This window comes from uncultured Dysosmobacter sp. (assembly GCF_947631165.1).
In the GTDB taxonomy this organism is placed as follows: Bacteria; Bacillota; Clostridia; order Oscillospirales; family Oscillospiraceae; genus Oscillibacter.
Genome location: NZ_CANRKH010000001.1, coordinates 1 through 26,971, shown reverse-complemented (window position 1 = coordinate 26,971; position 26,971 = coordinate 1). Strand labels below are relative to the sequence as shown.

The window sequence follows — 26,971 nt, the reverse complement described above, 5'->3', positions numbered from 1 at the left end:
TGCTGAGGGATATTTTAATGTCAGCCCATCATCAGATTGGGGACGAACATGGACAGGGGCTGGAAGAAGGTCACCAGCATCAGCACCAGCACCATCATGGCATAGAAGGGCAGGCAGGCCTTGGTGGCTTCCTCGATCTTGATGCGGCCGATGGAGCAGCCGGCGAACAGGGCGGCGCCCACGGGGGGCGTGCACAGGCCGATGGCCAGGTTCAGGATCAGCATGGCGCCGAACTGTACGGGAGCCATGCCCAGCTGGGTGGCCACAGGCAGCAGGATCGGGGTCAGGATCAGGATCAGGGGGCCCATATCCATGATGCAGCCCAGGACCAGGCACATCACATTGATGAGCAGCAGGATGACCACCTTATTGTCGGAGATGCCCAGCAGCAGGTTGGTGACCATGGTGGGGATCTTCAGATAGGCCAGCAGCCAGCCGAACATGGAAGCGGTGGAGATCAGTGCCATGACCATGGCAATGGTCCGCAGGGACTTCCGCAGGATATTGCCGAACTGGCGCAAGGGGATCTCACGGTAGACGAAGAAGGTGACGATGAAAGCGTACACCACGGCCACGGCGGCGGATTCGGTGGCGGTGAACCAGCCGAAGATGACGCCGCCCACGATGATGATGCAGGTCATCAGGCCCAGCAGGGCGTCCTTGGTGGCCTTCCAGATCTCCTTAGGAGACAGCATGCGGCCCTTGGGATAGTTGCGCTTGCGGGCGATGATGGCGGTCATGATCATCAGGGCCACGCCCAGCAGAATACCGGGGATCAGGCCGCCCATGAACAGCTGGCCGATGGACACGCCGCCGCCGGCCGCCATGGCGAACAGGATCATGTTGTGGGAGGGGGGGATCATCACGCCCTGGCAGGAGGAGGTCACCGTGACGGCCACGGAGAAGTCCTTGTCATAGCCGGAGTCGGTCATCATGGGGATCAGGATGGAGCCGATGGAGGAGGTGTCCGCCACGGCGGAGCCGGAGATGCCGCCGAAGAACATGGACGCCAGAATATTCACCTGGGCCAGGCCGCCCCGCATCCAGCCCACAAAGGCGTTGGCCAGGGTTATGAGCCGGCGGGAGATGCCGCCCTGGCCCATGATCTCACCGGCCAGGATGAAGAAGGGAATGGCCAGCAGCGAGAAGGACTGCACGCCGTTGACCATTCTCTGGAACAGCGTGGCCAGGGGAATGTTGAGGTACAGGGCCGTCAGCACGGAGGAGATGCCCAGAGTAAAGGAGATGGGCATCCGCATCATCAGCAGGATCACAAAGGAACCCAACATGATGGCAATGGCAATGGTGGTGTCAGGCATTGGTATCCTCCTCTCCGGCGCCGTTGGGATCGGCAAAGATCTTTTTCTCCTGTTTTGCGGCCACCAGGATGGCGTTCAGCAGCACCAGGGTCCCGGACAGGGGCAGGATGATATACAGCACGGCGCTGGGCAGCTTGGTGGCAGGCATGGTGGACAGCTTCGTCATGTTCATGATGACTGCGCCGAAATACACCATGGCGCCGCCGAAAGCGGCGATCAGGATGTGATTGACGGTCTCCAGTGCGCTGATGGCCTTTTCAGGCAGCTTGGCGGTGAACATCTCGATGCTGATGTGGATCTTTTCCAGCACGCCGATGGCCATGCCGATCAGACTGAACCAGACCAGCATCAGCGTGGCGACCTCCTGGGTCCAGGGAAAGCCCTGCTTGAAGATATAGCGCAGGATCACATCGATAAAGACGATGATGGTCAGGATCACCATGCAGATAATGGCAAACCATTCCAGGGCTTTGAATAACAGACGGCATAGTTTCCGCAAAAAGTCCATAAGGTCTCTCCTTTCGATCATTTATTGGATAAAGGGGGCGGCCTGTGGGCAGGCCGCCCCCTTGTTCACATGGATCAGCCCAGGGCCTGGACGCGCTCCACGATGGCCTTCTGCTCGTCATTCAGGAAGGAGTCATACATGGGGGCGACGGCATCCTGGAACGCCTTCAGCTCGTCCTCAGTCAGGGTCGTCAGGGTGCAGCCCTTTTCCAGAGCGATCTCGGCGTTCTTGGCCTCGGAGGCCTCCCAGGCGTCACGGTGCCAGACCTCGGCTTCCTTGGCGCAGTCGAAGATGATCTGCTGATCCTCGGCGGACAGCTTATCCATGGTCTGCTTGGAGGCCAGGATCATGTCAGGCATGTAGGAGTGGCCGTCATAGGTCCAGTAGGGAGCGACCTCCCAGAAGGACATCTCGATGTAAGAGGTCATGTTGTTCTCGGCGCCATCCACCACCTTGGTCTGGATGGAGGAATAGGTGTCGTTGAAGGGCAGGCCCACGCCGGCGGCGCCCAGGCAGTCCATCAGGGTCAGCATCAGCTCGGATTCAGACACGCGGATCTTCATGCCGGCCATGTCGGCGGGGGTGTGGATCTCCTTCTGAGAGTTGAAAAAGTTGCGGGAACCGGGATGCAGATAGGTGATGCCCACCAGGTTGTTGGCCTTGAAGGTCTCAAAGACCTCCTGGCCGATCTCGCCGTCCAGGACCTCGAACAGGTGGTCCACGCTGGTGTACTCATAGGGCATCTGCAGGGCGTTCATCAGAGGGGCGAACTCGGCGGAAGCGCCGGAGGACACACGGGTAAAGTCCAGGCCGCCGAACTGGCACTGCTCGATGGTGGAGCGCTCGTCGCCCAGCTCGCCGGCGAAGTGGCACTCAATGGTGATACGGCCGTTGGTCTTTTCGTTCACCAGATCGGCGAACATCTGGCAAGCCTGGCTGGTGATGTGCTCAGCGTTGTGGCTGTTGGCCAGACGCAGGACCATGGTCTCGGTGCTGGGGGCTGCAGGGGTCTCGGGAGTCTCGGTTTTGGTGTCGTCAGCGGGGGCGTCGGTCTTGGCGTCGCCGCCGCAGGCGGTGCAGAGAGCCAGCAGCACGCAGACTGCCAGCAAAGATGCAAGGAACTTCTTCATAATGCTCTTCCTCCATTAAAAAATTGGATTTTCATGAGGTCTGAATCCTTCTGCCCTTATTTTAACGAAGAAGGAAATGTGAAGAAACCGTAAACTCTTGCGGTTACTCTGTCTATTTTTTGACAGACATCAAAAACTTTGCTGCGATTTTGTGCAAAATAGACAGGGACGGGCTTTCAGCCCGTCCCTGCGGTCCTTGTTCTCGTTATTTTTCACGTCCTGCAGTTGAACGGTAGACAGATGGCGTGCAGCCTGTCGTCCGCTTAAAGACTTTGGCAAAATAATTGGGGTCCGAATATCCCACCGAGCGGCCCACCTCACTGACAGCCATCTCCGTGGATTGCAGCCGTCTTTTGGCCCGCTCGATCCGGTAAGCGGTGAAATAATCCAGAAATGTCTTGCCGGTGGCGGCCTTGACCTGGCGGGAGAAATAGAAGGGACTCATCCCCATGCCCTCCGCCGCGTCCTCCAGGGAGACGTCCTCTGTGTAGTGCTGCCGGATCCATACGTTCAGCGCCGTCTGAAAAGGGGACTCCTTCTGGTCTGGCTCCGGGAGCACGGCGAAAAATTTTTGCAGCGTCTCCCGCAGGCCCGTCTCCGTAACGGGCTTCAGCAGGTATTCCTCCGCCCCGGAGCGCAGAGCGCCCACGGCGTAATCAAACCGGTCGTAGGCCGTTAAAAACACCACATGGGTCTCCGGCTGCCGCCGCTTGATGACGTCTGCCGCTTCCAATCCATTTTTCACCGGCATTTCGATATCCATGAAAATAAGCTGAGGCTGCATCCGCTCTGATTTCAAAATGGCCTCGTTGCCGTCGGAGGCGGTCTCGATCAGGGCTCCGTCTCCCAGGAGCCCTCTCAGCCGGGAGGCCATGGCCTCCCGGCTCTTCGCTTCATCCTCCGCGATCAGGATCTTGATCATGGCTGCTTCCCCTCTCCGATGATGATCCGGGCGGTGGTCCCAATACCGGGGATGCTGAACACATCCAGCCGTCCGCCGCTCAGCTCCATCCGCTCCCGTATGTTATCCAGTCCCACGGACTTGTGCCGTGTTTTCACAGGGGGCCGGCTGCTGTCAAAGCCGCAGCCGTTGTCTGTGACGGTCAGCGTCACGCCCCGCCGCCCCTGCCAGGCCCGGACCCGGATGTGGCCGCCGCCTGGGCAGGACCGCAGCCCGTGGAGAATGGCGTTTTCCACCAGCGGCTGCAAAATGAACTTGGGGACGATCACATCTCCCAGCGCCGGGTCGGCGGTCACCTCCATGGTGATGCGGTCGCCGTACCGGGTCTCCTGCAGCTCGATGTAATCCTGCAAAAGCCGAAGCTCCCGCTCCAGAGGTACCAGCTTTTCGTCGCTCTCCAGCGAGTAGCGAAAGAAGCTGGACAGCCGCATGATCAAATTTTCCGACAGCGGCGCCTTCTCCTCCCGGGCCAGCGCTGCGATGGTGTTCAGGGTATTGAACAGAAAGTGTGGATTGATCTGGCTTTGGAGCTGGGCGAAGCGGCCCTCCTGGAGGCGGCGCTGCATCTGAACCGCCTCCACCTCCTTTTCCAGCAGGTGCTTTTCCATCTCGGCCTGTTTTTCCATGCTGTCGATGGTGCTGCGGATCTCCAGCTGCATCTGGTTGAAGGAGCGGGCCGTGCGGCCCAGCTCATCCATGCTCCGGATATCCAGCGGCGGCGCGTCATAGCAGCCGGTGCTGATGGCGTCCGCCGCGCGGCCCAGGTCCGTCAGGGGCTGAAGGATGCTCCGGGTAAACAGCAGCAGCGCCAGAACCGTCAGAATGGTCACCACCAGCAGGAATCCGGCAAACCGCTGGATGCTGTGGTCGTTGGCCGCGGCGATCTGATTCCACTGCTCGCCGCCCTGGACCATGCGGCCGTGGAGCAGGTCCCGAGTATATCCGTCGATATATGCCGCCTGGGTCTTTAGGGACAGATATTCATCAATGAGCAGATCCTGGTCGTTGATCTGCAGCAAAATCGCTTGGGAGTTCCGGTAATGCTCCATGGCATTGCAGATGGCCCGCTTCAAGGCATATTCCTCCGGCTGATCCATCTGCCAGTCGGGCCGCAGCTTTTCCAGGCAGCGGTCCGTGGCGGCGATGGCCTTTTGATAGCTGGCCTCTGCGTCCAGAATGGGGCGGATGTACGCCTCCAGACATACGTTCTCCGCTGAAAATGCGTCCATGAAGCCGGTGATATCAATGTATTCGTTCATAATGACGTCGGATTTTCGGCTGAAGGACTGTAATTGCAGCATGGCCGCCACCACCAAAAACCACAGGGCGGCCAGCAGCGTTCCCATCAGCAGCATGCACTTCAGCCTGATCGACATGCGGCACCACAGCTGTCTGATATGTTCCATATGGTAAGCTCCTATTGTTCGGATATGCAGAAAGGATTATCTGTATTATATAAAAAAACCGGAGCTGGCGCCGCTGTTTTTTTGCATAAAAGTTCGGCGGTTATTTTGGACATGTTGGAAAAACGCATGTTATTTCCCGGAACGGAGGGGAACAGAAGGGCAGCGCGGACCTGCCCGCGCTGCCGGCTCAGTTTCCTTAAACAGAAAAGCAGAAGAACTTTAGTTCCTCTGCTTTTCTGCTGCATGTCCCGCGGGGGCACTTTTTGCCTGCTGACTGAGGGCGGCTCATGGCGCATTCTCGTCAGGTCCCAGCCAGCGGGCCAGGGCTTCCAGCAGTCTGCCGATCTCAATGGGCTTGGATACATGGTCCACCATGCCTGCCTCCTTGGCCCGGCGGATATCGTCGGCAAAGGCGTCGGCGCTCATGGCCACGATGGGGATCTGCTGCAGGTCCTCCCGGTTCGGAATGGCCCGAATGGCCGTAGCGGCCTCATAGCCGTTTTTCCGGGGCATTTGGATGTCCATGAAGATCAGACTGTAATATCCGGCGGGCTTTTCTGCAGTCATCTCCACGGCCTCCTGGCCGTCATGGGCCATTTCCACCTGGAGGTTCACGGAGCTCAGCAGCTCCGCCGCGATCTCCCGGTTCAGCTCGTTGTCCTCTGCCAGCAGGACCCGGCGCCCGCCGTAATCCTGTTCCAGGAGCTGGTCGGTCTCCAGAGCCGCCGCATCCTGCGGCTCTGCCGCGTCCAGCGGCCTTGGCGCAGTATTTTGAAGGATCAGATAGAGCTGCACCGTGAATGTGGAACCGGCGCCCGGCTGGCTCTCCACTTTGATGGAGCCGTTCATCATCCGCACGATGTTGTTGGTGATGGCCATGCCCAGGCCGCTGCCCTCAATGTGCTGCTTGTCTGAATCCTGGGAGCGGCTGAACGGCTCAAAGATCCGATCCAAAAATGACTGCTCCATCCCCACGCCGGTATCCTTCACCACAAATTCATAGCAGCCCCAGCCCGAAATGACGGAAGGCTCCTCCCGGACGCTGAGAAAAATGGTGCCGCCCGCCGGCGTGAATTTCACCGAGTTGCCCAGAATATTGACCAGGGCCTGCCGCAGGCGCAGGGAATCACCGATCACGGCCGTGTGCGTCAGACAGGGGGCATCTGTCTGCAGCGTCTGTCCCTTTGCGGCGATCTGGGGATTCATGATCGTCACAACGTTCCTCAGCATTTCCGCCAGGTCAAAAGGCTGCTCTGCCAGGGACAGTTTCCCGCTTTCGATCTTGGACATGTCCAGCACATTGTTGATAAGGGCCAGGAGATGCTTGCTGGACACGGTGATCTTGTTCAGGCAGTCCAGCACGCGGTCCTTTTCATCGATGTGCATCACCGCCAGGGAGGTCATCCCCATGATGGCGTTCATGGGTGTGCGGATGTCGTGGGACATGTGGGTCAAAAAGTCGCTCTTGGCTCTGCTGGCGCTTTCGGCCATTTCCAGAGCCTCCTGCAGCGCCGCCTGGCTCTCTAATTCCCGGGTCTTCAACTCCGTTACGTCTTGCACCGCCAGCAGGACCATTTCCGCCAGGCCCCGCTCCCGGCGGATGCACAGGGCAGACACGTTTTCCCAGGTGCCATTTTCCTGGTTCGCCCGGTACTCGTATTGCAGGTAGGGAGTGTCCGCCTGCAGACTCTCCTGCAGAGCCTTCTGGTTCAGAAGTCTGCGCCCCCGTCCACCGACATTCTGCTGCGCGGCGCTCAGGTCATTCAGCAGCTGGCTGTATCTGCCCTGACGGGGCAGCCCCGGTGCCGCGCCCTTCAGATATTTATAGGTGTCCTTTTTCAGATCCACCACCAGGAATCGGTTGAACAGGTGGGTGACGCTGTTCACGATATCGGAGATATCCTGATTTTCCTGTTCCAGCTTTTTCCGCTTGCGGTGGTAGATCAGCATTTGGATCGCAAAGTACAGCAGGAGCACCGCCAGCACCGCCAGCAGGCGGATGCTCACAGTCTGGGCCGTTTTGGTCATTTCCGCGAACACCGACGCGGGGAAGGCCAGGATCAGGATCCAGTCGTTGTATTGCATGGGGAGGAAGACGGCGTTCCCGGCGGTGCTGCCGCCAGTGGTGTAGGCGACGTTGCAGACCTCACGGCCCTGAAATGCCTTCAGCACCTGTTGGTACGCGTTGGGGGAGACGCGGTCCCGCAGATTCTCCAGAAGGTTTTCCGCTTTTTCGCTTCCTCCGGCATAGATGACTGTGCCGTCCGGAGCGCAGATATAGCTTTGGGCGGTAACGTTAAAAAAGTTGGCGTTGATCAGGTTTTCCATACTGCTCTGCCGGTATACGCCGGTAAGAACACCCGCCGCCGCGCCGTCCTGGTAAATGGGTGCATAGAAGATGGCCAGCGTTTCGTGGGTTATGCGGGAGTTCTGGACGATGCACACGCCAGTGCCGCCCCGCATCCCCTGAATGAAGTAATCCCGGTCGGACACGTTGGCGGTCCCGGCTGTGGCGTTCATGCAGGTGCCCTCGGCGTTGGTGAACTCCACATAGTCAAAGCTGGACTGCTCCTCCAGAACGGCCAGCAGCTCCTGGGTCATCCCTTCCGCAGGCATGGATTGAGCCGCCAGATAGGCTATGGTGGAGATGTTGCTCTGGGCGCTGACCATCCGATCCTCCAGGTGCCTGGTGATCTGGTGGGCGGCGCCTTCCATATAGACGGCGTTCTGCCTCGTCACATGCTGATTGCTGGCGTACATAAAATAGGAGAAAGCCAATACGGTTACGACGCTCAGTATCAGCACACAGGTGACTTGGCCCAGTGAGGATATTCGCTGTTCCTTGATCCCGCGGCTTTTCGCTGCCTCCTTCATGTTTTGGTCCTTTCCGGCCCTTGCGCAAATTTCCGCTATTTCCCCGGGAAGCTGGCCGCTTGGACAGCCCCTGGCGGACGGATGGGCCTTTGTGTCCTCCGGTGGGACGAATGGCGGCATGGCCTGAACGCTTATGGAGCGCAGACCCACTCATGGTCAGCCGCAAATTTCGCGGCGACCTGTTCCCGCACAAACGCGTCCAATTCCTGATTGAAAAAGCTGTACGCGTCATGGTGCAGCAGGCGGTTCTCCTTGTGGATGACCCGGTAGCAGGTCCGTTCCGGCGGCGGCTGGATCAGGCGGTGGCAGTGTATACCGCCGGACAGGACCAGATTTCTGGCGACCGACGCGGACGCGATGGCCCAATAGGAGGAGCCAAGCAGGTATTGCCGGATCAGGGATGCTTTGTCTAAAATAATACGGGGATTGTACAAAAGACCAAACCAATATTGATGCCAGGACGCGTAATCGCTGCTCCAGTTGAAATACAGCTCCATGTTGGGTGCCAGCGTTTTCACATCCACATATTCGGGATAGCTGTCATCCTGGGCGGCGCACAGAAAATACATCGGCTCTGAAAAAAGCGCCGTGTTCAAAACGGCCTCGTCATCCATGCTGTGGCTGCTGAGGCTGATATCCACCGTTTGATTTGCCAGATGGCGGAAAATGCCCTCGATCTGAAGGGTCTTGATGGTCAGATGGAGATTGGGATGGGCGGAAAAGATCTGCCGGTAAAACGCCGGGAAGATATAGGCGCTGTAACTGTCCACACATCCCAGTGTGACGTACAGCTGCTCGTCCGTGGCCTTGAAATTGCAGGTCTCCAGGTAAACGTCCCGCCATTTTTCCGCGATGGGGATAAAGGCCTTGCCCCGGTCCGTGAGGGTCAGTGTGGTTTTTCCCTTGTTCCGCTCCATCAGGCGGCAGCCCAGTTCCTCCTCCATAGCCTTCAGGCGATGGCTCACCGTTGATTGGGACAGATACAGCAGCCCCGCCGTTTTGCTGATGTTCCGGCTGGCTGTGAGAGACAGAAAGACCTCCATATCCTGATAATCCATGGGTTCTCCTCCCCGACATATTTGCCGCTGCTGCGGCAAATATGAATTTTTCCGATATTATATCGTATATTTCGCTGTTTTTCAAGCCGCAAAAAGTGTGTTAATTTGGTGAAAACGGCGACACCTCCGCCGCCGGAACAAAAAGAGAAAGGAAGAAACTTATGGAAAACAGCAACGAAAGCAAAAAAGCCATGAGCCTTGGCAAAAAGTCGATCATCGGCCTGGTCGCCGGTCTGATCATCGGCGCGATCCTCTGTTTTGTCCCTGCCAGCACCTTCCGGGACTCCTTCCTGATAGGAACAGTTTTCAAGATCATTGGCACCGGATACCTGAACCTCATCAAAATGACCATCGTTCCCTTTGTGTTCGCGTCCCTGGTCATGGGCATTTCCTCGGCCACCGATGTGCGCCAGGTCGGGCGTATCGGTTCCAAGATCCTCATCATTTACATGGCCACAACGGTCGTCGCCTCTATTTTCGGCATCCTGGGCGGCATGATCCTCAAGCCCGGCGTGGGTGTCAATCTTGGCTCCTTTGATCTCAGCACGGAGTACAGCCAGGTGCAGACCTCCTTCGCTGACGTCGTCCTGGATTTCATCCCCACCAACGTTGTCGGCTCCTTTGCCGACGGCAAGATGATCCACATCGTGGTATTCGCGGTGTTCGTCGGCATTGCTATCAGCCTGATCGGGGAAAAAGCGGAGCCTGTGAAAAAGTTCAACGAGTCCCTGGCCAATGTGATGCTGAAGATCGTCAACATCGTCATGAGCTTGACGCCCTATGGCGTTTGCTGCCTGATGGCCTCCACCGTGGCTAACCTGGGCTTTGACATCATCGTGACCCTTGCCAAGTACTGCGCCAGCGAGATCTTCCTGTTCTTCCTGTTCGGCTTTGTGGTGTATGGTTTGATGTTCCGCATGATGACCGGCCAGAGCTTCTTCAAGCTGCTGAAGAAATACAGCAAGATCGCCCTGGTCCCCTTCTCCACCTCTTCCTCCAACGCCACCATCCCCTATTCCATCCAGTTCTGCCGCAGCGTGGGCGTGTCTGAAAAAGTCGCCGCCTTCTCCATCCCTCTGGGTGCCACGCTGAATATGGACGGCACCGCCATCATGCAGGGCATGACCTTCGTGTTCGTCTCCCAGCTGTATAACATTGAGCTGACGCTGCCGATGCTGGTCACCATCATCATCACCATCACCCTGGCTACCATTGGCTCTCCCGGCATGCCCGGCGTGGTCATGGTCACGCTGACCCTGGTGCTCCAGTCCGTCGGCTTCCCGCTGGAAGCCATCGCCATCATCGTGGCGATCGATAAGTTCCCCGATATGTTCAAGACGGTCCTGAACGTCCTTGGCGACGCCATCGACACCATTATCGTCGCCAAGAGTGAGGGTGAGTTTGACGCCGATGTCTTCAACGATCTGAAGCAGGGCGAAGTGACACTGTAAGAAAGCGAGGCCCAGACATGGAGATTCACAGTGAATTTTTGGATGCGCTGACGCCGTCCTCCATTCGCAGCATTACCGCGAAGATCCGCGATAAAGCCAGCGAGGGGATACAGGTGATCTCTTTCGCGGGCGGACTTCCCAGCAAGGAGTTCTTCCCCATTGAGGACATCCGGAAGATCAACGATCAGATCTTTGACGAGGAGGGCGGTGATTCTATCCAGTACGCCGCGTCCGACGGCTACGATCCTCTGCGCAAATACCTGGTGGAATTCATGAAGCGCTATCAGGTGACGGATATTGATTACAAAAACATTCTCATCACCAGCGGTGCGCAGCAGGGCCTTGCCTATCTGTCCAAGGGCCTGATCACGCCGGGCTCCGTGGTGGTGGTGGAAGGGACCTCCTATCCTGGGGCGCTGGATACGTTCCGCGCCTATGGCGCCAGCATCGTGGGCGTTGAGATGGACGGGGACGGCATGCGGATGGACCGGCTGGAGACCGTTCTGCGGGAAAATCAGGGAAAGGTCCCCTTCATCTATACCATCGCCGATTTCCAAAATCCCACCGGATGCAGCATGTCCCTGGAACGCCGGAAGCAGCTGGTGGAGCTGGCGGAGAAGTATGACACCTTCGTGGTGGAGGACGGGCCGTACAGCCTTATCTCCTTTAACGGAGAGGTGATGCCCGCCATCAAGAGCTTTGACCGGTACGGGCGGGTCATCTATTCCGGATCCACCTCCAAGACCATTGCGCCGGGACTGCGGATCGGCTGGCTCATCGCAGACCACGCGAGCATTCAAAAACTGGTCTATCTGAAGATGCGCGACGATCTCCAGGTGAACAACATTGCCCAGCGCCAGGTCTATCACTACATGAAGGACTGCGATTTTGACGGACATCTCCGCATGGTGACCGACGTTTACCGCCGCCGCCGCGATGTCATGGCTAAGGCCGTGAAGGAGAGCTTCCCCGCGGGGACCAAGCTCCTCCTTCCCGGCGGCGGTCTGTTCATGTGGGTCGAGCTTCCGGAAAAAGCCGATACGCTGGAGATGTTCGACTATGTGTTCCAAAAGAACATCGCCTATGTGCCGGGCGTGTTTTTCCGCCCGGATGGCAGCGGCAAAAACACGATGCGCCTGAATTTCTCCACGACCAGCGAAGAGACGATCCAAAAGAGCATCCCCATCCTGGGCGAAATGATCTGCCAATATCTTGAGACACACGCATAAAAACCGCACCCACCCTTCACAAATGTCCCCGCCAGCTTTTGGGCCGGACGGGGACATTTCTTCGTTTCCGGCCTAACAAAGCCGCTGATTGTGGGAATTTGACGGAAATTGGCCGATGAAAGTGCAACATTTCTGTGGATTGGCAAATGATTTTTATATGACATATGTGATATATTGATTACAAGGATCTGAAAGGTATGACCAATATTGACTGCGCGATTCATGAAACATACATGGCGCTTGCGTATGGAGAGGAAACGGCGCCTGCCGGCATGTGTGAAGAAGCCTGGCAGGCATTATCGATCTGCGGGATTGGCGGGCTTGCCCGCAAGGCGCGTTTTTGAATTTGAATCTCATAATGATCACAATCATCATAAACAGTAAGAGGGGAGTATGACGACATGGAAGCAAAGGTAGACGCAAAGACGGAACGGGTCAGGATCTGGGAGGAGCTGCTGAAGGTGGCCAAGCCGGATTCTAAATTCAGCTGGCAGTTCTCAGAGTTTATCTGCGATTATGAGGGCAGCGAGCAGGGGACCGCGCTGTTGACCGCCACCGAAATGTACAAAAACGCCAAGGTCATTTTCATCACGCCTGACAACAACCTGGAGACGCTGCGGGAACAGGCGTTTCGGGACAAGAAAACGGTGGTCATGACCAACTATGGCATAACCCGGGGCTTCTTCCTCATTGCGCCCGGTCAGATCCCGGAGGGGAAGGAGGAAGTGGCCTCTCTGCTGGACGGCGTTTCCCGCTATTGGAAGCACCAGACCTTGGCGCAGCTGAAGCAGTCTGTGGGCCACATCGACATGATGGTCACTGGCGCTTCCGCCATTACTCCCAGCGGCATCCGCTTCGGCAAGGGCCACGGGTACTTTGACCTGGAATGGGCCATGCTCTCCAGCAAGGGGATCGCGGACAACAGCACTGTTATCATCGGCGCCGGACACGACTGCCAGGTGGCTGACGTGCCTGTCACCGTGGAGGAGTATGACACTGCCATCGATTATATTGTCACGCCGACCCGCATCATTGAGACACGCCACGAGTTCCCCCGGCCCAGCAAGGGGATCATCTGGAGCCGCCTGGCTCCCGGGATGCGGGAGCAGATCCCGCCCGTTCAGGAGCTGTGGTGCGAAGTTCACTGCAAATGAGCAACGAAAGCCGACAGCCCCTGCTGGAGCTGCGGGGGATCACCAAGATATTCGGCGGCGTTCCGGCCAACGATTCCATTGACCTGACCCTGCACCGGGGAGAGGTGCTGGCCCTTTTGGGAGAGAACGGCGCCGGCAAGAGCACCTTGATGAATATCATATACGGAATCTACCGCCCCGACGCGGGACACATCCTGGTGAAGGGAACGGAGCGGAAGATCAGCTCGCCCAAGGATGCCATGGCCTGCGGCATCGGTATGGTGCATCAGCACTTTATGCTGATCGGCCGGTTCAGCGCTGTGGAGAATATCTGCCTCATCAGCGCCGGCGGAGCGCTGTCTCTGCTGGATCAGAAGAAGGTCCGGGATTCTCTGGAGGAATTGAAGGGGCGCTACGGAATCGAGGTGGACCTGGACTGCCCCGTAGAGCAGCTGAGCATCAGCATGCAGCAGAAGATCGAGATCCTGAAGCTGCTGTATACCGGCGCGGATATCCTGATCCTGGACGAGCCAACGGCGGTGCTGCTGCCCCAGGAGTGCGGGTCTCTGTTTGAGATCATCCGCCACATGACGGAGCAGGACAAGGGCGTGATCTTCATCAGCCACAAGCTGGATGAGGTGATGGAGATCAGTGGCCGGATCGATGTGCTCTCCCATGGCAGGGTCACTGGTCACGTCAACACCGCGGAGGCAGACAAGGACCTGATCGTGCGGATGATGTCCGGCGACAATGTGCCGGATATGAGCGGCTACATCAAAAAGGAGCCGCGCGGGGAGATCGCCCTGTCATGCGGCGGGCTGGAGGCCTTTGATGACCGCAGGGTCCAGACGCTGAACGGCGTGGAGCTGACTGTACACCGGGGAGAGATCGTCGGTGTGGCCGGCGTGGAGGGCAACGGGCAAAACGAACTGGCCGAGGTGCTGGCGGGCGTTCGCCGGGCCTCTGCGGGCCGCATCGAGGTGGACGGAAGGGAGATGGACCTTTCCGACCCCGCCGGGTTCATTGAGTGTGGGATCGGGTATATCCCCTCGGACCGGAACACGGTGGGCACGGTTCCGGATTTTCCGCTGTATGAGAACTGGCTGCTGCGAAACCGGAGCTATCCGCAAAAGCGGGGTCTCATCGATCTTCATGCCGTGCAGGAGCAGGCGTCCCAGGCCATGGCGGATTTCGACGTCCGCACTACCGGCTGTCTGGAGCGCAGTGCCAACCTCTCCGGCGGAAATCTGCAAAAATTTATTCTGGCTCGGGAGCTGAAAAATGATCCCAAGGTCCTGATCTGCTCCTACCCGACCAGAGGCCTGGATGTGAAGGCGGCCTGGTTCATCCGGAGCCAGCTCACAAAGGCCAAAGAGCGGGGGACCGGCGTGGTGCTGTTCTCCGGCGATCTGGACGAGCTGTTTGCCATCTCTGACCGCATCGTTGTGCTATACCGCGGCAAGGTGGTGGGCCAGCTGCGGCCGGAAAAGACCACGACCCAAGAGGTCATTTTGTTGATGATGGGGGGAAAGCCATGAGCGTTTTGACTGAGATGAGTGCGTCCTTTCAGAAAAGCGTGACCCATTATCGCGGCGCCAGCGGGATCCGGAAAGCGGCCATTCTGCTTTTGAGCGTAGTGGCTGCCATGCTGATCGGCTCTCTCCTGATCCTGGCGGTAGGCGCGGATCCTTTGGAGGCCTACTACTATATGCTGCTCCGGCCCCTTTCCTCCATCACCTCCATTGGCGAGGTAGCCATGTATTTTACACCGCTGCTGCTGGTGGGCCTGGGGGTGTCCGTCACCTTCCACGCAAAGCTCAGCAATTTGGGCGGCGAGGGACAGATGCTGTTTGGCGCGCTTGGCATGACCGTCGTGGGCGTGCCTCCCGTAGGCAGTTTTTTGGGGATATGGTCTCTGCCGGTCGGGATCCTGCTGGGCATTTTGATGGGCGCGCTCTGGGCGGCAGTGGCTGGCTTTTTTCGGGTCCGCTTCAATGCCAGTGAGATCGTGGTGACTCTGATGCTGAACTACATTGCGGAGCAGTTCATCAGCTACATCGTGTTTTATCCGCTGCGAAGCGGCGCGGAGCCGCAGTCCGCCAAGATCGCCTGTGCGCTGCCGAAAATATACCAGGGGTCCCGCATCAACTGGGGCGTTGTGGTCGCGCTGATATTGGCGGCAGTCTATGGCGTGATGATCCGCCGGACCAGATTTGGCTACCATCTCCGGGCGCTGGGCGGCAGTGAACGGGCGGCGGAGTACAGCGGCGTGCGGAAAAAACGCTACTATTTCCTAGCTATGCTCATCAGCGGCGCCTTTTGCGGGTTGGCCGGCGCCATCCAGATCAGCGGAAACACCATGCGGCTCATGGAGGGCGTTGCCGGTGACGTTGGCTTCAGCGGCATCGTAGTGGCCATGCTGGGCAGCATGAACCCTGTGGGCGTTGTGCTTGCGGCGCTGTTTATGGCCTTGCTGTCAGCGGGCTCTGTGACCATGCAGGTGAAAACCGGGATCCCGGCATCCTTCACCAGCGTGCTGGAGGCGCTGATCGTGCTGTTCATCCTGCTGGGCATGGCTGTCAGCGCGGCTCAGAGCAAACGAAAGAAGGTGAACACGGCCAGATGAGCGGGACGACGAGTTTTTTTTCTTCCGCCTTTTTGGCGGCCTTGTTTTCCTCCGGCGTTCGTCAGAGCATTCCCCTGATCTACGGATCCGTGGGGGATACCGTTTCTGAGCGGGCGGGCGTCATGGGGATCTCCTTGGAGGGAGAAATGCTTTTTGGCGCGTTTTTCTCCTACCTCTTTGCCTTGCGGACCGGCAGCCTCTGGACCGGCGTTTTGATGGGCGCCCTGTCGGGAATGCTCAGCAGTCTGATCGTGGCGGTCTGGTCGGTGCTTTTCCGGCAGGATCAGTCCATCATTGGCATCATGTTCAACATTTTGGCCATGGGCTTCACCAATTTCCTCAACCGGGCCATCTTCGGCACCTCCAATGCCAATATCAGCATTGAGACGTTTCAGCCCATCACCATTCCCGGACTTTCCAAGATCCCGCTGATCGGGGAGATATTCTTTCATCAGGACATATTGGCATACCTGTCCGTGGTGTTGGCGGCGGCGGTATTTTTCATGCTCCGCCGGACAAAGCTGGGCCTTCAGCTGGCAGCCGTGGGGGAAAATCCTCGGGCGGCGCAGGCCTCCGGAATTCAGGTATACCGCCTGCGGATCCTGGCCTACATGTTCTGCGGCTTTGCGGCGGGGATCGCCGGCGCGTCGCTGACTCTGGGCTCTGTGGGGACTTTTACGGAGTCCATTTCCGCCGGCCGGGGCTTTATCTGTCTGGCCATCGTGATCCTGTCCCGGTGGGATCCCCTGGCGGCTGTGGCGGCCAGCTTTGGATTCGGCTCTATCCAGGCGCTGCAGATCCGCCTGCAGGTCCAGGGCTCTGCTCTGCCTTATCAGGTGCTGGTGGCGCTGCCCTATCTCATCACGGTGCTGGTGCTGGTGCTGGCCGGACACAATATCCGTGCTCCCCGGGAGCTGGGCGTTCCCTTTGAAAAGGAGAGCCGATGACGATGTATCTTCCCTGCGGCAGCAGGAAGTAATATTTTCAGGAGGTATTGAAACAACTATGAAACGCATGTTTGCTCTTGCACTGACCTTGGCGCTGACCCTGAGTCTGACTGCCTGCGGCGGCACCAAAACCGAGACCGGCAGCAATGATGCCGATCCCGCCGAAACCAGCGGCGATGACCGTACTACGGTCACAAAGATTGCTGTGCTGCTGCCCGGCTCCATTACCGACGAGTCCTGGAACCAGACCGCTTACGAGGGCCTGATGCAGATCGAGGAAATGGGCTACGAGACCGCCTACACAGAGAATGTCGGCTCCAACGACATGGAGGCTGTATTCAGAAACTACTGCGAAGAGGGCTATGATTTCGTCATTGGCCATGGCGCCCAGTATGGCGACGCCTGCTGTCGTGTGGCGGAGGACTATCCCAGCGTAAACTTCTTTATTACCGGCAACGCGCCTGAGGATGTGGCCGCCGAGGAGCTGCCCGCCAACATCATGTTCGGCGACTACCGGGAGTGCGAGGGCGCCTATGTCTGCGGCGTCGTGGCCGCGCTGATGACCGAGAGCGGTAAGGTCGGCTATGTGGGCGGCGGAAACAACACGACCCAGCAGTCCGATAAGAACGCCTTTATCGAGGGCGTGGCCAGCGTGGATCCCAACGTGGAGGTCAAGACCGTGATCACCGGCACCTTCGACGACTCTGCTCTGGGTAAAGAGACCGCCATCGCCATGATGGAGGACGGCGTGGATGTGATCCTTCAGACCTGCGACCATACCGGCCTCGGCGTTTTGGAGGCGTGCAGTGAGAAGGGGATCTACTGCCTGGGTTACACCACTGACCAGTCGACCCTGGTATCCGACGGCTTGTGCCTGACCTCCATGCTCATCGACATTCCCTATATGATCTCCAATCAGATCGACCTCATCAAGGCCGGCGGCTATGGCGGACAGTCCTATCCCGGCCTGCATGACGGCGTGGTGAGCATGGCGCCCTTTAGTGATCAGGTACCCGCAGAGGTGGCGGAGCAGGTCAACGCCGTGGTGGATCAGATCAAGTCCGGAGACCTGACTATAACCCCCAATTACAGCGAGAACTGATCGAAAAACGCCAAGGCCCCGAACATATCCGTCAGAACGCCTTTCCCGCGGATCTCCCGGCGGAGGTGTCACTTTATGACAGCGGTCCAAGGCATCCCTTCGGCTTTTGGCGCTTTTAGGGGAGCGGCGATGCTAGTCATTTTATCAGCCCGAAAAGAGGACCGGCGCCCAGTTTGCCGGCCCTCTTTTTCGTTTACCGTCTGCTGGCCTGAAAATATTGGGCCGCCTGCCATGCCGCCTGGGAAGAGCGCCGCGGTCAGCTGTGTGTCTTTCCTTTTGGCGATGCATTTTGATCCGGTGTTTTGGCGGATTTTCCGTGCTTGCACCGCCGGGTTTGGCAGATCACGCTTGAGACTGGCAGGACCCCAATTGTTGTTGATTTTTTCCAACATTTCATGTATATTCATTCCTGACATCATTTAGGCGAGCCGCACCGGAAAAACCGTGAAACGGACGCTTGCGTTTCTGCCGTGTTTGGCGATGCGGGCTTTTTCTGGCGGCAGCCTTGCGCCTGCGACGGCCCGGCTCTGAAAAGCTTGGCGTATTGTTTTATTGGCTGCGGTACAAACTGCGAACATAATTGCTGAGAGGTGAGAACCATGCGTGACGATCAGGAGATGCTGGCCCGGCTGGGAGAGCTGCTGGCCATTGAGAGCGTGGCCGGCGTGAACTGCTCCGAGGAAGCTCCCTATGGCACCGGTCCTGCCGCGGCGCTGGACTATGTGCTGGGGCTGTGCGCCTCCCTGGGCTTCCGGACGAAAAACTGCGATGGTCAAGTGGGCTGGGCGGAGATCGGTGAGGGCAGCGAGATGGTGGGCGTTCTCTGCCACCTGGACGTGGTCCCTGCCGGCGAAGGCTGGGATCATGAACCCTACGCCTTGACGCTGACGGAGAATGGCCGGGCCTATGGCCGGGGCGTCATAGATGACAAGGGACCCGCCATGTGCTGCGTTTACGCCATGAAGGATATTTTGGATTCCGGGGTTTCGCTCAAACGCCGCATCCGGATCATTTTCGGCCTCAGCGAGGAGACCGGCAGCTGGGAGGACATGGCGTATTACGTCGAACACGAGGAAGCTCCCGTTTTCGGCATCACGCCCGACGCGGATTTCCCCGCCATCTATGGCGAAAAGGGCATTTTGACGGCGGAACTGCGGATGCCGCTGAAGAACAGCGGCCTGCTGGCCGCCTCCGGCGGCACCGCCGCCAATGTGGTACCGGCTCGTTGCTCTGTGACCTACGCTGGCGCAGACGGACAGCCGATCACGGTGCGGGCGGAGGGCAGGCCCGCCCACGGCAGCCTCCCTGAGGACGGCGTCAACGCCATTTCCGCGGTCATGGAGAAGCTGGCCGCGGTGCCGGAGCTGAACAGCCCCTTCGTGGATTTTTACCAGACTCACATCGGCTGGGACTATTACGGAGGGAAGATGGGCTGCGGCCTGGAGGACGGCAAGAGCGGCAGGCTGACCCTCAACGCGGGGGTCCTGACAGTGGACGGCGAGGACCTGCTTTTGAAACTGAACATCCGCGAACCGGTGACCTTCACCACTGAAGAGGTCATGGGACCTGTCCGGGCGGCGGCTGCCGCCTGGGGGATGACGGCGGTCCTGATCGAGGAGAATCCGCCCATCTATATGGACCGCGACGGTCCAGTCATCACCGCACTGCTGGAGGTGTACCGGGAGATGACCGGCGATCTGGAGAGCCAGCCCGCCGTGATCGGCGGCGGCACCTACGCCCGGGCGATGAACGGCATCGTGGCATTCGGCCCCATGCTGCCCGGCCGCGAGCTGACGGAGCACATGAACAACGAATACGCCCTGGTGGAGGACCTGTATCTGTGCAGGGCCATCTACCGCAGGGCGTTGGAAAAACTGGCGGGGGAGCTTTGATAAAAAATGGATCGCTGCGTGTTTGCTGCTGGAGGCATATATAAAATGTGTGTCGCTGGCAGGCGGACATTTGTACAAATACGCAATTGACATTCCTGCTTTAACGTGATAATGTAAAGCTACAATTGAAAAACGGCATAGGAAGTTCTTAGGGGAATGGCGAAAGCCTGCCGAAGGAGTAAAACTCTCAGGCGCCCGGAGACGGGCGGGGACTAAGGATGGATGTGGCTCTGGAGAAGCTCATTTTGAGTACCGAAGGTGCAAGGCGGTCTGGCCGCTGAATCTCTCAGGTAAAAGGACAGAGATGTGTTCCGCTGGCGGTCCGGCCGCCGGAGGAGGCTGCTGATTTGTCCGGGAGCCGCGTCATTCTGCGCGGCTCCCGTTTTTTGCCGTTTTCTGAAAGCGAGAGAGGAAGAAAGATCATGGGAATTTTTAACAGCATTGTATCGTTTATCTCCGGACCACTGAACGACTTCGCGTGGATGTACACCTTCCTGCCTTTTGCCATCCTGGGCGGTGCGTTTCTGACGGTCCGCAACGGCGGCATTCAGTTTACCCGCTTCGGCCATGCCATGAAAAACACGGTGGGCAAGATCTTTCAGAAGCAGGAGGCAGGCGAGGGAGCCGTGACGCCCCGGCAGGCGGTGACCACCGCCCTGTCCGCCACCGTGGGCACGGCAACATCGTGGGTACCTCTCAGGCCATCGCCCTGGGCGGCTACGGTGCGGTGTTCTGGCTGTGGCTGGCGGCCCTGGTGGGCATGATCACCAAATACTCTGAGATCGTGCTGGCCATCAAGTACCGGGAGCGGGACGACAAAGGCGATTGGGTCGGCGGTCCCATGTATTACATCTCCAAGGGCCTGGGCAAAAACTGGAAGTGGCTGGCGGTGCTGTTTGCCGTGTTTGCGACCCTGGCCTCCTTCGGCATCGGCAACATGTCTCAGGTCAACAGCATCACCGGCTCTGTTATCGGCGCTGTCACCGCCTTCACCGCCATCTCCGCTCAGACGGAGCTGATCTTGAAATGGGTCCTGGGCATCGGTCTGGCGGTGCTGATCGCCGTGATCCTGCTGGGCGGCATCAAGCGCATCGGCTCTGTGACGGAGATGCTGATCCCCTTCATGAGCATATTCTACATTCTTTTTACCCTGATCGTGGTGATCGTCAACATCGGCAGCCTGGGCGACGCCTTTGTCAAGATATTCAGCACCGCTTTCACGCCTCAGGCCATGTTCGGTGCCTCCACCGGCATCGTTCTGAAGCAGACCATCATCTGGGGCCTGCGGCGCAGCGCCTTTTCCAATGAGGCGGGCCTCGGCTCTGCGGCCATCGCTCATGCGGCAGCTGACACTAAAGGCCCCGTGCAGCAGGGTCTGTACGGCATCTTTGAGGTCTTTGCCGACACCATCGTCATCTGCACCCTGACTGCCATGACCATCATCGTCAGCGGCATCGACATCGGCTTCGGCACCAAGCCCGGCAGCGAGCTGATCACCGCCGCCCTGGCCACGGTATTCGGCGAGAAGTTCGCCGCCCTGTTTGTGGCTGTGGCCCTGATGCTCTTCGCCTTCTCCACAGTGCTGGGCTGGTCCCTGTACGGGACCCGCTGTGTCCAGTACCTCTTTGGCAGCAAGGGCGTTCGGGCCTTCCAGGTGATCTTCATCGTCGTGGTAGTGGTTGGCTGCGTGTCCCCCCTCAGCTTTGTGTGGGATGTGGCGGATACCTTCAACGGCCTGATGGCCATCCCCAACTTCATCGGCCTCTTCGCCCTGTCCGGCGTGGTGGCCGCCGAGACCAAGAAGTACTTCGGCGACAAGAGCAACCTGCAATGATGAAATGGAAAAGCGCCGCCCGCTTTCTGTGGGCGGCGCTTTTGCCTGCGCCGCTTTTCCCTGATAAGGACAAATGTGCGCTATGGAGAGATGGCTGATTTGTAAAAACATGCAATTGACATTCTTTCGGCGGGGTGTTAAGGTAATACTACAACTGAAGAACGGCATGTGAAGTTTTTAGGGAAATGGCGAAAGCCTGCCGAAGGAGTAAAACTCTCAGGCACCCGGAGTGGCCGGGTGGGGACTAAAGACGGATGTGGCTCTGGAGAAGCTCAATGACGAGTACCGAAGGTGCAAGGCGGCCTGGCCGCTGAATCTCTCAGGTAAAAGGACAGAGTAGAGAAGCGCGGGCGCTTTTGCGCGTGTGCTGTCTTGCTTTTCCAGAGCGGCTGTTGCCGCTCTTTTTATTTTCTGGAGGAGAGACTGCATCATGATCCAATCTATCGAAAACGCGCTGTATCCCATCGTATGCGACATCAACAACTATCTGTCCAGCTATATCCTGGTTTTTCTGCTGATCGCGGTGGGCCTGTGGTATTCCGTCAAGACCGGCTTCGTCCAGGTCCGCTGCTTCGGCGAGGGCATGCGGAGGGTTTTTGGCAACCTGTCCCTGCGGGGCGGCAGGCAGGAGAGCGGCATGAGCTCCTTCCAGGTGCTGGCCACCGCCATCGCCGCCCAGGTGGGTACCGGCAACATCGTGGGCGCTTCCGGCGCGATCCTCACCGGCGGCCCCGGCGCCATTTTCTGGATGTGGATCATCGCTTTCTTCGGCATGGCCACCATTTACGCGGAGGCGACCCTGGCCCTGGCGACCCGGAAAGTGGACGAGGACGGCACCATCCATGGCGGCCCTGTCTACTACATCACCACCGCCTTCAAGGGGGCCTTCGGCAAGTTTCTGGCGGGCTTCTTCGCTGTGGCCATCATTCTGGCCCTGGGCTTCATGGGCTGCATGGTGCAGTCCAACTCCATCGGCTCCACCTTTGAGACGGCCTTCGGCATCCCCGCGTGGATCGTGGGCGTGGTGCTGGTGGTCATCTGCGGCGTGATCTTCCTGGGCGGCGTACAGCGGCTGGCTGCTGTCACAGAGAAGATCGTGCCCGTCATGGCCGCCATCTTCCTGCTGGGCGGCCTGGTGGTGCTCGTCGCCCGGATCAAGTATGTGCCCGCCACCTTCGGCATGATCTTCAAGTATGCCTTCCAGCCCCAGGCCATCATTGGCGGCGGCTTTGGCTACGCCATCAAGACTGCCGTCAGCCAAGGCGCCAAGCGGGGATTGTTCTCCAACGAGGCCGGTATGGGCTCCACGCCCCACGCCCATGCTCAGGCCAATGTTGCCGATCCTCACGATCAGGGCGTGGTAGCCATGATCGGTGTGTTCATCGATACCTTTGTGGTGCTGACCCTCAACGCCCTGGTCATCATCTCCACTCTGTACACCAGCGACGGCATTCTGGCAGGCGGCTATACCGGTGCCGTCACGGAGACCATCGGCAAGGCCAATCTGGCCCAAACGGCCTTCGGCGTGGTGTTCGGCGAGAATTTTGGCGCCATCTTCGTGGCGGTGTGCCTGTTCTTCTTCGCCTTTTCTACGGTGCTGAGCTGGAATATGTTCGGCAAGATCAATGTCATTTATCTTTTTGGAAAGAAGGCCGCCAAGGTCTACTCCGCCATTGCGCTGGTGTTCATCTTCCTGGGGACCCTGATGAGCAACGACCTGGTGTGGGAGCTGACCGATATGTTCAACAACCTGATGGTCATCCCCAACGCCATCGCCCTGTTTGCCCTCACCGGCATCGTGACAAAGGTCGTGGGCAGACACAAGTCCCTCAAATAAAAGCTGTGAGCGCAAGCCGCCGCTCAGCCGGACGGCGGCTTTTTATAGTCGGCACAGTTGAAAAGAAGCACAAGCTCTTTTTCAACTGTGCTGACTATGTACGGTGGGAGGCGGGGCCGGAGCGCGAAGGCCCTGGCTGCCGTAGGGCAGGGTGAAGGCGGGGATTCCCTCCGCCGGGGGAGCCAGGGCGTACATGGGGAAGAAAAAGACCAGTCCCTCCGCCGTCAGATAATAGTTCTGGGCATTGAAAGAGCGGCGCAGGCTTTTGCGCCACCCTTCCCGGTACCGGGCCGCTCCCGCCTGCTCCCGCCGCTGGATCTCCGCAACGGCCAGCTCCCGCAGCCGCCGCTTCCAGGGACTGCGGGGCGGGAAAAAGTCTGCCAGCGGCACGGGATATCCCGCCGTCAGGTCCCAGGTGTCCCCACGGCGGGTCAGCAGGGGCGGCCCCGCCAGGGCGGGTTCCCGGGACTGGGTATACAGGCTCCAAAAGCCGCCCTCGTTGTAAGTCACCCGATAACCCAGCTCCGCCCGGAAGAAGGGGAGCGGGGAGCTGGCGGCCAGAGCGGCCCGGTATTCCGCCTCAGCCTGGGGCAGCAGACACCGCTCGCAGTAGCGGAGATAGGCCCGGCACTGGGCCTGATAGTAGCGGTGGATCCGGCGGGACACGGCGTCTGCCAGCGGCTCCGGCCGGGGCACCGAAACTGCCGCTGTCAGCACTGGAACGCCCTCCACCGTCCACTCCCGCTCCGCGGTGAATGGCTCTGTGTGTAACTCCGCCAGCGACACTCTCATGGGGCGCACTCCTCTCCATTCTTTGCCCCAGCCTATGCGGAGGGACAGGGCAAGGTGCGGCGGATATTCGCTGCGAAAATTTTGCCGGGAAGGGCCTTTACTTTCACGCACTGCAATGCTAAAATATAAATTATGCGGATAACAGGGCGGCGCGGAGCCGCAGCCTAGAAGGAGTGTTCAACATGGTCAAGATCGGCAAAAAAGAGAAGAACGACCAGCTTTACAAGGCTATCCTGCAGTTGAAGGACGAGCAGGAGTGCTATGACTTCTTCCAGGACCTGTGCACGGTTTCAGAGCTGCGGTCCATGGAGCAGCGGTTTGAGGTGGCCTCCCTGCTGGACGACGGCATGATCTACAACGAGATCCTGGAGCGCACCGGCGCCTCCAGCGCCACCATCAGCCGGGTGAACCGCTCCCTCAGCTATGGCACCGGTGCTTATGCCAAGCTATTTGAGCGGACCAAGGCCAAGAAGAAATGAGCAGCTACGACGCATTGGCCTCCAGTTATGACGGCCTGATGGCTGACGGCAGTTACCGGAAGCGGGCGGCTTTTTTGGAGCGGCTGTTTCAAAAAAGTGCCATCCCCGTCCGCACGGTGCTGGACCTGGCCTGCGGCACCGGTACCATCGCTTGTCTGCTGGCGGCGCGGGGCTATGAGGTGACCGCCACCGACGGCTCCGAGGAAATGCTGACTCAGGCGATGAGGAAAGCGGCGGCCCTTCCCGGGCGGCCGCCTTTGTTCGTGCATCAGGCCATGCCCCGCCTGCGGCTGCCTGAGCCGGTGGACGCGGCGGTATCGACCCTGGACTCCCTGAATTACCTGACCCGGGAGCGGGACATCCAGGAGACGTTCCGCCGGGTTTTCCGCTGGCTAAAGCCCGGAGGACTGTTTGTTTTTGACGTCAATTCCCCCTATAAGCTCCGGCGGATGGACGGGCAGATGTATATGGACGAGACGAAGGACAGCTTCTGTGTCTGGCGGACGTTTTTCTCTGAGAAGAGCCAGATCTGCACCTATCAGGTGGACCTCTTCCGCCAGCAGGTGGACGGCGCCTGGGAGCGGGACTTTGAGGAGCACCGCGAGCGGGCCTGGAGCGAGGAGCAGCTGCGGACGTTTTTGGCCGGCGCGGGCTTTGCGCGGATCACGGTGCGGGGTGATATGACCCGCCGGCCGCCCCGGAAGGACGAGGACCGCTGGATCGTGACGGCGGTGCGGCCCGGGCAGGCGTGACACGGAGAGCTGATTTCGATACGGGGCCCTGTGGACTGGGAACGGTGGAGCGTGCCGCCCGGTTTAGAGGCCTTGCGGCGGGATATAAAGGAGCGTTTGAAAATGAGCGATCAATTGGTGCGGGCCATCAGCAGAGATGGCTGCGTGAAGGCGGTGGCGGTATCGACCCGGCAGCTGACGGAGCGGGCGCGGCAGATTCACAAGACTCTGCCTGTGGCCACAGCGGCCCTGGGCCGGGCCTTGGCGGCGGTGTCCATGATGGGCAACGCACTGAAAGGCGACGGTGCCAGTGTGACGCTGCAGATCAAGGGCGGCGGCCCGCTGGGGACCGTTCTGGCAGTGTCGGACAACCAGGGCAATGTCCGCGGCACCGTGGACCAGCCCCAGGTGGACCTGCCTCTGCGGCCGGACGGCAAGCTGGACGTGGGCGCCGCTGTGGGCTGCGACGGGACCCTGACTGTGATCCGGGACCTGAACATGAAAGAGCCCTATGTGGGCAGCGTGGGATTGCTGGGCGGTGAGATCGCCGAGGACCTGGCGGCGTATTTCGTGGAATCCGAGCAGATCCCCACGGCCTGCGGCTTGGGTGTGCTGGTGGACCGGGATCAGAGCGTGCTGGCGGCAGGCGGCTATCTCATCCAGCTGCTGCCGGGGGCCGGCGAGGACGTCATCGCCAAGCTGGAGGGCGGCATCATGGCCGCCGGGTCCGTGACAGGTCTGCTGACGGAGGATGACGGCGCAGAGTCTCTGCTGCGGAGGGTCATGTCGGATTTTGACCTGGAGATCCTGGAGAGCAGCCCCATCGAATACCGCTGCTATTGCAGCCGGGAGCGGATGGAGCGTGCGCTGGTGAGCCTGGGCCCCGACGAACTGCGGGCCATTATCGACCAGCAGGGCGGCGCGGAGCTGTGCTGCCAGTTCTGCGATAATGTGCAGCGATTCACCGAGGAGGACCTGGAAAAACTGTTGGCGGGCATGACGAAAAAAAGTTGAATTTTTTGCGATTTTGGGTTGACAGATGGGCGCCTTTTGCGTATAATAACTTTTGCCGTCTGACGAGTGCGGCAGCTTGGGAGCATAGCTCAGCTGGTTAGAGCACCTGCCTTACAAGCAGGGGGTCACTGGTTCGAGTCCAGTTGTTCCCACCAAAGTTATATGGCCCGGTAGTTCAGTTGGTTAGAACGCTAGCCTGTCACGCTAGAGGTCGACGGTTCGAGCCCGTTCCGGGTCGCCATCTCCCACGAGATGGGCAGCCATCTCGTGGGTCCCTTCAGGGGTTGCGATTCCCCGGCCGCGCCTTCCGGCGGGTCGAAAGATTTGCCCAGATAGCTCAGTTGGTAGAGCAGTGGACTGAAAATCCACGTGTCGCTGGTTCGATTCCGGCTCTGGGCACCACCTGCGGGCATAGCTCATCTGGTAGAGCGCCACCTTGCCAAGGTGGAGGTAGCGAGTTCGAGCCTCGTTGCCCGCTCCAGATCGATGCCCACACGAAAGTGTGGGCATCGAAATCTCAAATAAATGTGGACTTTTTTTGGTGGTGCGCATATAATATAGATGTCCCCGATGGTGACATAGCCAAGTGGTAAGGCAAGGGTCTGCAAAACCCTGATTCCCCGGTTCAAATCCGGGTGTCACCTCCAT

24 protein-coding genes, 5 tRNA genes and 2 riboswitches are annotated in these 26,971 nt (G+C 59.0%); of the genes, 20 read left to right on the top strand and 9 right to left on the bottom strand.

The genetic code is table 11. The features are described from left to right. Window positions 1-20 precede the first annotated feature (20 nt). The 7 genes from Q0Z69_RS00145 to Q0Z69_RS00115 form a co-directional block, all read right to left on the bottom strand. Window positions 21-1,319 carry a TRAP transporter large permease gene (locus Q0Z69_RS00145; protein WP_298028587.1) on the bottom strand — a complete coding sequence of 433 codons (1,299 nt, stop codon included), beginning with the start codon at window positions 1,317-1,319 and terminating at the stop codon, window positions 21-23. Next, on the bottom strand, window positions 1,312-1,827 hold the full coding sequence (locus tag Q0Z69_RS00140; protein ID WP_298028585.1) for a TRAP transporter small permease: 516 nt from the start codon (window positions 1,825-1,827) through the stop codon (window positions 1,312-1,314). The genes Q0Z69_RS00145 and Q0Z69_RS00140 overlap by 8 nt, the downstream gene beginning before the upstream one ends. A gap of 74 nt (window positions 1,828-1,901) precedes the next feature. Continuing rightward, the gene (locus Q0Z69_RS00135) at window positions 1,902-2,957 is read right to left on the bottom strand and encodes a TRAP transporter substrate-binding protein (protein ID WP_298028583.1); all 1,056 of its coding nucleotides are present in this window, start codon (window positions 2,955-2,957) and stop codon (window positions 1,902-1,904) included. Between the two features lie 205 nt (window positions 2,958-3,162). Further along, window positions 3,163-3,879, bottom strand: a complete 717-nt coding sequence (locus tag Q0Z69_RS00130) for a helix-turn-helix domain-containing protein (protein WP_298028581.1) — start codon at window positions 3,877-3,879, stop codon at window positions 3,163-3,165. Next, window positions 3,876-5,324 carry a sensor histidine kinase gene (locus tag Q0Z69_RS00125; RefSeq protein WP_298028579.1) on the bottom strand — a complete coding sequence of 483 codons (1,449 nt, stop codon included), beginning with the start codon at window positions 5,322-5,324 and terminating at the stop codon, window positions 3,876-3,878. The genes Q0Z69_RS00130 and Q0Z69_RS00125 overlap by 4 nt, the downstream gene beginning before the upstream one ends. 285 nt (window positions 5,325-5,609) lie before the next feature. Then, the gene (locus Q0Z69_RS00120) at window positions 5,610-8,198 is read right to left on the bottom strand and encodes a hybrid sensor histidine kinase/response regulator (RefSeq protein WP_298028577.1); all 2,589 of its coding nucleotides are present in this window, start codon (window positions 8,196-8,198) and stop codon (window positions 5,610-5,612) included. Window positions 8,199-8,329: 131 nt separating this feature from the next. Further along, window positions 8,330-9,256 (bottom strand): LysR family transcriptional regulator, encoded by a 927-nt coding sequence (locus tag Q0Z69_RS00115; RefSeq protein ID WP_298028575.1) that lies wholly within the window; start codon window positions 9,254-9,256, stop codon window positions 8,330-8,332. A gap of 161 nt (window positions 9,257-9,417) precedes the next feature. Here Q0Z69_RS00115 and Q0Z69_RS00110 point away from each other — a divergent pair, with 161 nt between their 5' ends. From Q0Z69_RS00110 to Q0Z69_RS00075, 8 genes are all read left to right on the top strand, one after another. Then, complete coding sequence (locus Q0Z69_RS00110; RefSeq protein ID WP_298028573.1) at window positions 9,418-10,707, top strand: dicarboxylate/amino acid:cation symporter; 1,290 nt, start codon at window positions 9,418-9,420, stop codon at window positions 10,705-10,707. Window positions 10,708-10,724: 17 nt separating this feature from the next. Further along, window positions 10,725-11,936, top strand: coding sequence for a PLP-dependent aminotransferase family protein (locus Q0Z69_RS00105; RefSeq protein ID WP_298028571.1), 1,212 nt, complete (start codon window positions 10,725-10,727; stop codon window positions 11,934-11,936). A gap of 197 nt (window positions 11,937-12,133) precedes the next feature. Continuing rightward, window positions 12,134-12,280 (top strand): hypothetical protein, encoded by a 147-nt coding sequence (locus tag Q0Z69_RS00100; protein WP_298028569.1) that lies wholly within the window; start codon window positions 12,134-12,136, stop codon window positions 12,278-12,280. Window positions 12,281-12,337: 57 nt separating this feature from the next. Beyond that, the gene (locus Q0Z69_RS00095; protein ID WP_298028567.1) at window positions 12,338-13,090 is read left to right on the top strand and encodes a 5-formyltetrahydrofolate cyclo-ligase; all 753 of its coding nucleotides are present in this window, start codon (window positions 12,338-12,340) and stop codon (window positions 13,088-13,090) included. Further along, window positions 13,087-14,607 carry an ABC transporter ATP-binding protein gene (locus Q0Z69_RS00090; RefSeq protein ID WP_298028564.1) on the top strand — a complete coding sequence of 507 codons (1,521 nt, stop codon included), beginning with the start codon at window positions 13,087-13,089 and terminating at the stop codon, window positions 14,605-14,607. The genes Q0Z69_RS00095 and Q0Z69_RS00090 overlap by 4 nt, the downstream gene beginning before the upstream one ends. Then, entirely contained in the window at window positions 14,604-15,695 is a 1,092-nt protein-coding gene (locus Q0Z69_RS00085) for an ABC transporter permease (RefSeq protein ID WP_298028561.1), read from the top strand. The genes Q0Z69_RS00090 and Q0Z69_RS00085 overlap by 4 nt, the downstream gene beginning before the upstream one ends. Further along, complete coding sequence (locus tag Q0Z69_RS00080) at window positions 15,692-16,642, top strand: ABC transporter permease (RefSeq protein ID WP_298028560.1); 951 nt, start codon at window positions 15,692-15,694, stop codon at window positions 16,640-16,642. Before Q0Z69_RS00085 ends, Q0Z69_RS00080 begins: the two co-directional genes overlap by 4 nt. A 58-nt stretch (window positions 16,643-16,700) precedes the next feature. Continuing rightward, window positions 16,701-17,744 (top strand): BMP family protein, encoded by a 1,044-nt coding sequence (locus Q0Z69_RS00075; protein ID WP_298028558.1) that lies wholly within the window; start codon window positions 16,701-16,703, stop codon window positions 17,742-17,744. A 68-nt stretch (window positions 17,745-17,812) separates the two neighbouring features. Here Q0Z69_RS00075 and Q0Z69_RS00070 read toward each other — a convergent pair whose 3' ends face one another. After that, on the bottom strand, window positions 17,813-18,151 hold the full coding sequence (locus tag Q0Z69_RS00070; protein WP_298028556.1) for a hypothetical protein: 339 nt from the start codon (window positions 18,149-18,151) through the stop codon (window positions 17,813-17,815). A gap of 192 nt (window positions 18,152-18,343) precedes the next feature. Between Q0Z69_RS00070 and Q0Z69_RS00065 the strand changes: the two genes are divergently transcribed. The 4 genes from Q0Z69_RS00065 to Q0Z69_RS00050 all read left to right on the top strand — a co-directional run bounded on the left by Q0Z69_RS00065 (window position 18,344) and on the right by Q0Z69_RS00050 (window position 23,307). After that, the gene (locus tag Q0Z69_RS00065; protein ID WP_298028553.1) at window positions 18,344-19,636 is read left to right on the top strand and encodes a Sapep family Mn(2+)-dependent dipeptidase; all 1,293 of its coding nucleotides are present in this window, start codon (window positions 18,344-18,346) and stop codon (window positions 19,634-19,636) included. A 220-nt stretch (window positions 19,637-19,856) separates the two neighbouring features. Next, window positions 19,857-19,948, top strand: a riboswitch (glycine riboswitch). Between the two features lie 110 nt (window positions 19,949-20,058). After that, entirely contained in the window at window positions 20,059-20,400 is a 342-nt protein-coding gene (locus Q0Z69_RS00060) for a hypothetical protein (RefSeq protein WP_298028549.1), read from the top strand. Continuing rightward, window positions 20,322-21,470, top strand: a complete 1,149-nt coding sequence (locus tag Q0Z69_RS00055) for a sodium:alanine symporter family protein (protein WP_298028546.1) — start codon at window positions 20,322-20,324, stop codon at window positions 21,468-21,470. Before Q0Z69_RS00060 ends, Q0Z69_RS00055 begins: the two co-directional genes overlap by 79 nt. A gap of 252 nt (window positions 21,471-21,722) precedes the next feature. Further along, a riboswitch (glycine riboswitch) is annotated at window positions 21,723-21,815 on the top strand. Between the two features lie 85 nt (window positions 21,816-21,900). Then, entirely contained in the window at window positions 21,901-23,307 is a 1,407-nt protein-coding gene (locus Q0Z69_RS00050; protein ID WP_298028543.1) for a sodium:alanine symporter family protein, read from the top strand. Between the two features lie 81 nt (window positions 23,308-23,388). Here the strand turns inward: Q0Z69_RS00050 and Q0Z69_RS00045 are convergent, their stop codons facing one another. Continuing rightward, entirely contained in the window at window positions 23,389-24,099 is a 711-nt protein-coding gene (locus Q0Z69_RS00045) for an RsiV family protein (protein ID WP_298028540.1), read from the bottom strand. 182 nt (window positions 24,100-24,281) lie between these two features. Between Q0Z69_RS00045 and Q0Z69_RS00040 the strand changes: the two genes are divergently transcribed. The 8 genes from Q0Z69_RS00040 to Q0Z69_RS00005 all read left to right on the top strand — a co-directional run bounded on the left by Q0Z69_RS00040 (window position 24,282) and on the right by Q0Z69_RS00005 (window position 26,970). After that, window positions 24,282-24,578 carry a YerC/YecD family TrpR-related protein gene (locus tag Q0Z69_RS00040; protein WP_298028537.1) on the top strand — a complete coding sequence of 99 codons (297 nt, stop codon included), beginning with the start codon at window positions 24,282-24,284 and terminating at the stop codon, window positions 24,576-24,578. Beyond that, window positions 24,575-25,330, top strand: a complete 756-nt coding sequence (locus tag Q0Z69_RS00035) for a class I SAM-dependent methyltransferase (protein WP_298028535.1) — start codon at window positions 24,575-24,577, stop codon at window positions 25,328-25,330. The genes Q0Z69_RS00040 and Q0Z69_RS00035 overlap by 4 nt, the downstream gene beginning before the upstream one ends. Window positions 25,331-25,432: 102 nt before the next feature. Next, entirely contained in the window at window positions 25,433-26,323 is an 891-nt protein-coding gene (hslO, locus tag Q0Z69_RS00030; RefSeq protein ID WP_298028532.1) for an Hsp33 family molecular chaperone HslO, read from the top strand. A gap of 78 nt (window positions 26,324-26,401) precedes the next feature. Next, window positions 26,402-26,478, top strand: a tRNA-Val gene (locus Q0Z69_RS00025). 9 nt (window positions 26,479-26,487) lie between these two features. Then, window positions 26,488-26,564 (top strand) — tRNA-Asp (locus Q0Z69_RS00020). Between the two features lie 85 nt (window positions 26,565-26,649). Continuing rightward, window positions 26,650-26,725: transfer RNA gene (locus Q0Z69_RS00015), tRNA-Phe, on the top strand. 3 nt (window positions 26,726-26,728) lie between these two features. Next, a tRNA-Gly gene (locus Q0Z69_RS00010) sits at window positions 26,729-26,804 on the top strand. A gap of 91 nt (window positions 26,805-26,895) precedes the next feature. Then, window positions 26,896-26,970 (top strand) — tRNA-Cys (locus tag Q0Z69_RS00005). The last annotated feature ends 1 nt before the right edge of the window (window position 26,971 follow it).

What these genes read in the sequence shown, in the direction of transcription:
- Q0Z69_RS00145 (WP_298028587.1), bottom strand. Translation starts at nt 1,319, where the DNA reads ATGCCTGACACCACCATTGCCATTGCCATCATGTTGGGTTCCTTTGTG.
- Q0Z69_RS00140 (WP_298028585.1), bottom strand. Translation starts at nt 1,827, where the DNA reads ATGGACTTTTTGCGGAAACTATGCCGTCTGTTATTCAAAGCCCTGGAA.
- Q0Z69_RS00135 (WP_298028583.1), bottom strand. Translation starts at nt 2,957, where the DNA reads ATGAAGAAGTTCCTTGCATCTTTGCTGGCAGTCTGCGTGCTGCTGGCT.
- Q0Z69_RS00130 (WP_298028581.1), bottom strand. Translation starts at nt 3,879, where the DNA reads ATGATCAAGATCCTGATCGCGGAGGATGAAGCGAAGAGCCGGGAGGCC.
- Q0Z69_RS00125 (WP_298028579.1), bottom strand. Translation starts at nt 5,324, where the DNA reads ATGGAACATATCAGACAGCTGTGGTGCCGCATGTCGATCAGGCTGAAG.
- Q0Z69_RS00120 (WP_298028577.1), bottom strand. Translation starts at nt 8,198, where the DNA reads ATGAAGGAGGCAGCGAAAAGCCGCGGGATCAAGGAACAGCGAATATCC.
- Q0Z69_RS00115 (WP_298028575.1), bottom strand. Translation starts at nt 9,256, where the DNA reads ATGGATTATCAGGATATGGAGGTCTTTCTGTCTCTCACAGCCAGCCGG.
- Q0Z69_RS00110 (WP_298028573.1), top strand. Translation starts at nt 9,418, where the DNA reads ATGGAAAACAGCAACGAAAGCAAAAAAGCCATGAGCCTTGGCAAAAAG.
- Q0Z69_RS00105 (WP_298028571.1), top strand. Translation starts at nt 10,725, where the DNA reads ATGGAGATTCACAGTGAATTTTTGGATGCGCTGACGCCGTCCTCCATT.
- Q0Z69_RS00100 (WP_298028569.1), top strand. Translation starts at nt 12,134, where the DNA reads ATGACCAATATTGACTGCGCGATTCATGAAACATACATGGCGCTTGCG.
- Q0Z69_RS00095 (WP_298028567.1), top strand. Translation starts at nt 12,338, where the DNA reads ATGGAAGCAAAGGTAGACGCAAAGACGGAACGGGTCAGGATCTGGGAG.
- Q0Z69_RS00090 (WP_298028564.1), top strand. Translation starts at nt 13,087, where the DNA reads ATGAGCAACGAAAGCCGACAGCCCCTGCTGGAGCTGCGGGGGATCACC.
- Q0Z69_RS00085 (WP_298028561.1), top strand. Translation starts at nt 14,604, where the DNA reads ATGAGCGTTTTGACTGAGATGAGTGCGTCCTTTCAGAAAAGCGTGACC.
- Q0Z69_RS00080 (WP_298028560.1), top strand. Translation starts at nt 15,692, where the DNA reads ATGAGCGGGACGACGAGTTTTTTTTCTTCCGCCTTTTTGGCGGCCTTG.
- Q0Z69_RS00075 (WP_298028558.1), top strand. Translation starts at nt 16,701, where the DNA reads ATGAAACGCATGTTTGCTCTTGCACTGACCTTGGCGCTGACCCTGAGT.
- Q0Z69_RS00070 (WP_298028556.1), bottom strand. Translation starts at nt 18,151, where the DNA reads ATGAATATACATGAAATGTTGGAAAAAATCAACAACAATTGGGGTCCT.
- Q0Z69_RS00065 (WP_298028553.1), top strand. Translation starts at nt 18,344, where the DNA reads ATGCGTGACGATCAGGAGATGCTGGCCCGGCTGGGAGAGCTGCTGGCC.
- Q0Z69_RS00060 (WP_298028549.1), top strand. Translation starts at nt 20,059, where the DNA reads ATGGGAATTTTTAACAGCATTGTATCGTTTATCTCCGGACCACTGAAC.
- Q0Z69_RS00050 (WP_298028543.1), top strand. Translation starts at nt 21,901, where the DNA reads ATGATCCAATCTATCGAAAACGCGCTGTATCCCATCGTATGCGACATC.
- Q0Z69_RS00045 (WP_298028540.1), bottom strand. Translation starts at nt 24,099, where the DNA reads ATGAGAGTGTCGCTGGCGGAGTTACACACAGAGCCATTCACCGCGGAG.
- Q0Z69_RS00040 (WP_298028537.1), top strand. Translation starts at nt 24,282, where the DNA reads ATGGTCAAGATCGGCAAAAAAGAGAAGAACGACCAGCTTTACAAGGCT.
- Q0Z69_RS00035 (WP_298028535.1), top strand. Translation starts at nt 24,575, where the DNA reads ATGAGCAGCTACGACGCATTGGCCTCCAGTTATGACGGCCTGATGGCT.
- hslO (WP_298028532.1), top strand. Translation starts at nt 25,433, where the DNA reads ATGAGCGATCAATTGGTGCGGGCCATCAGCAGAGATGGCTGCGTGAAG.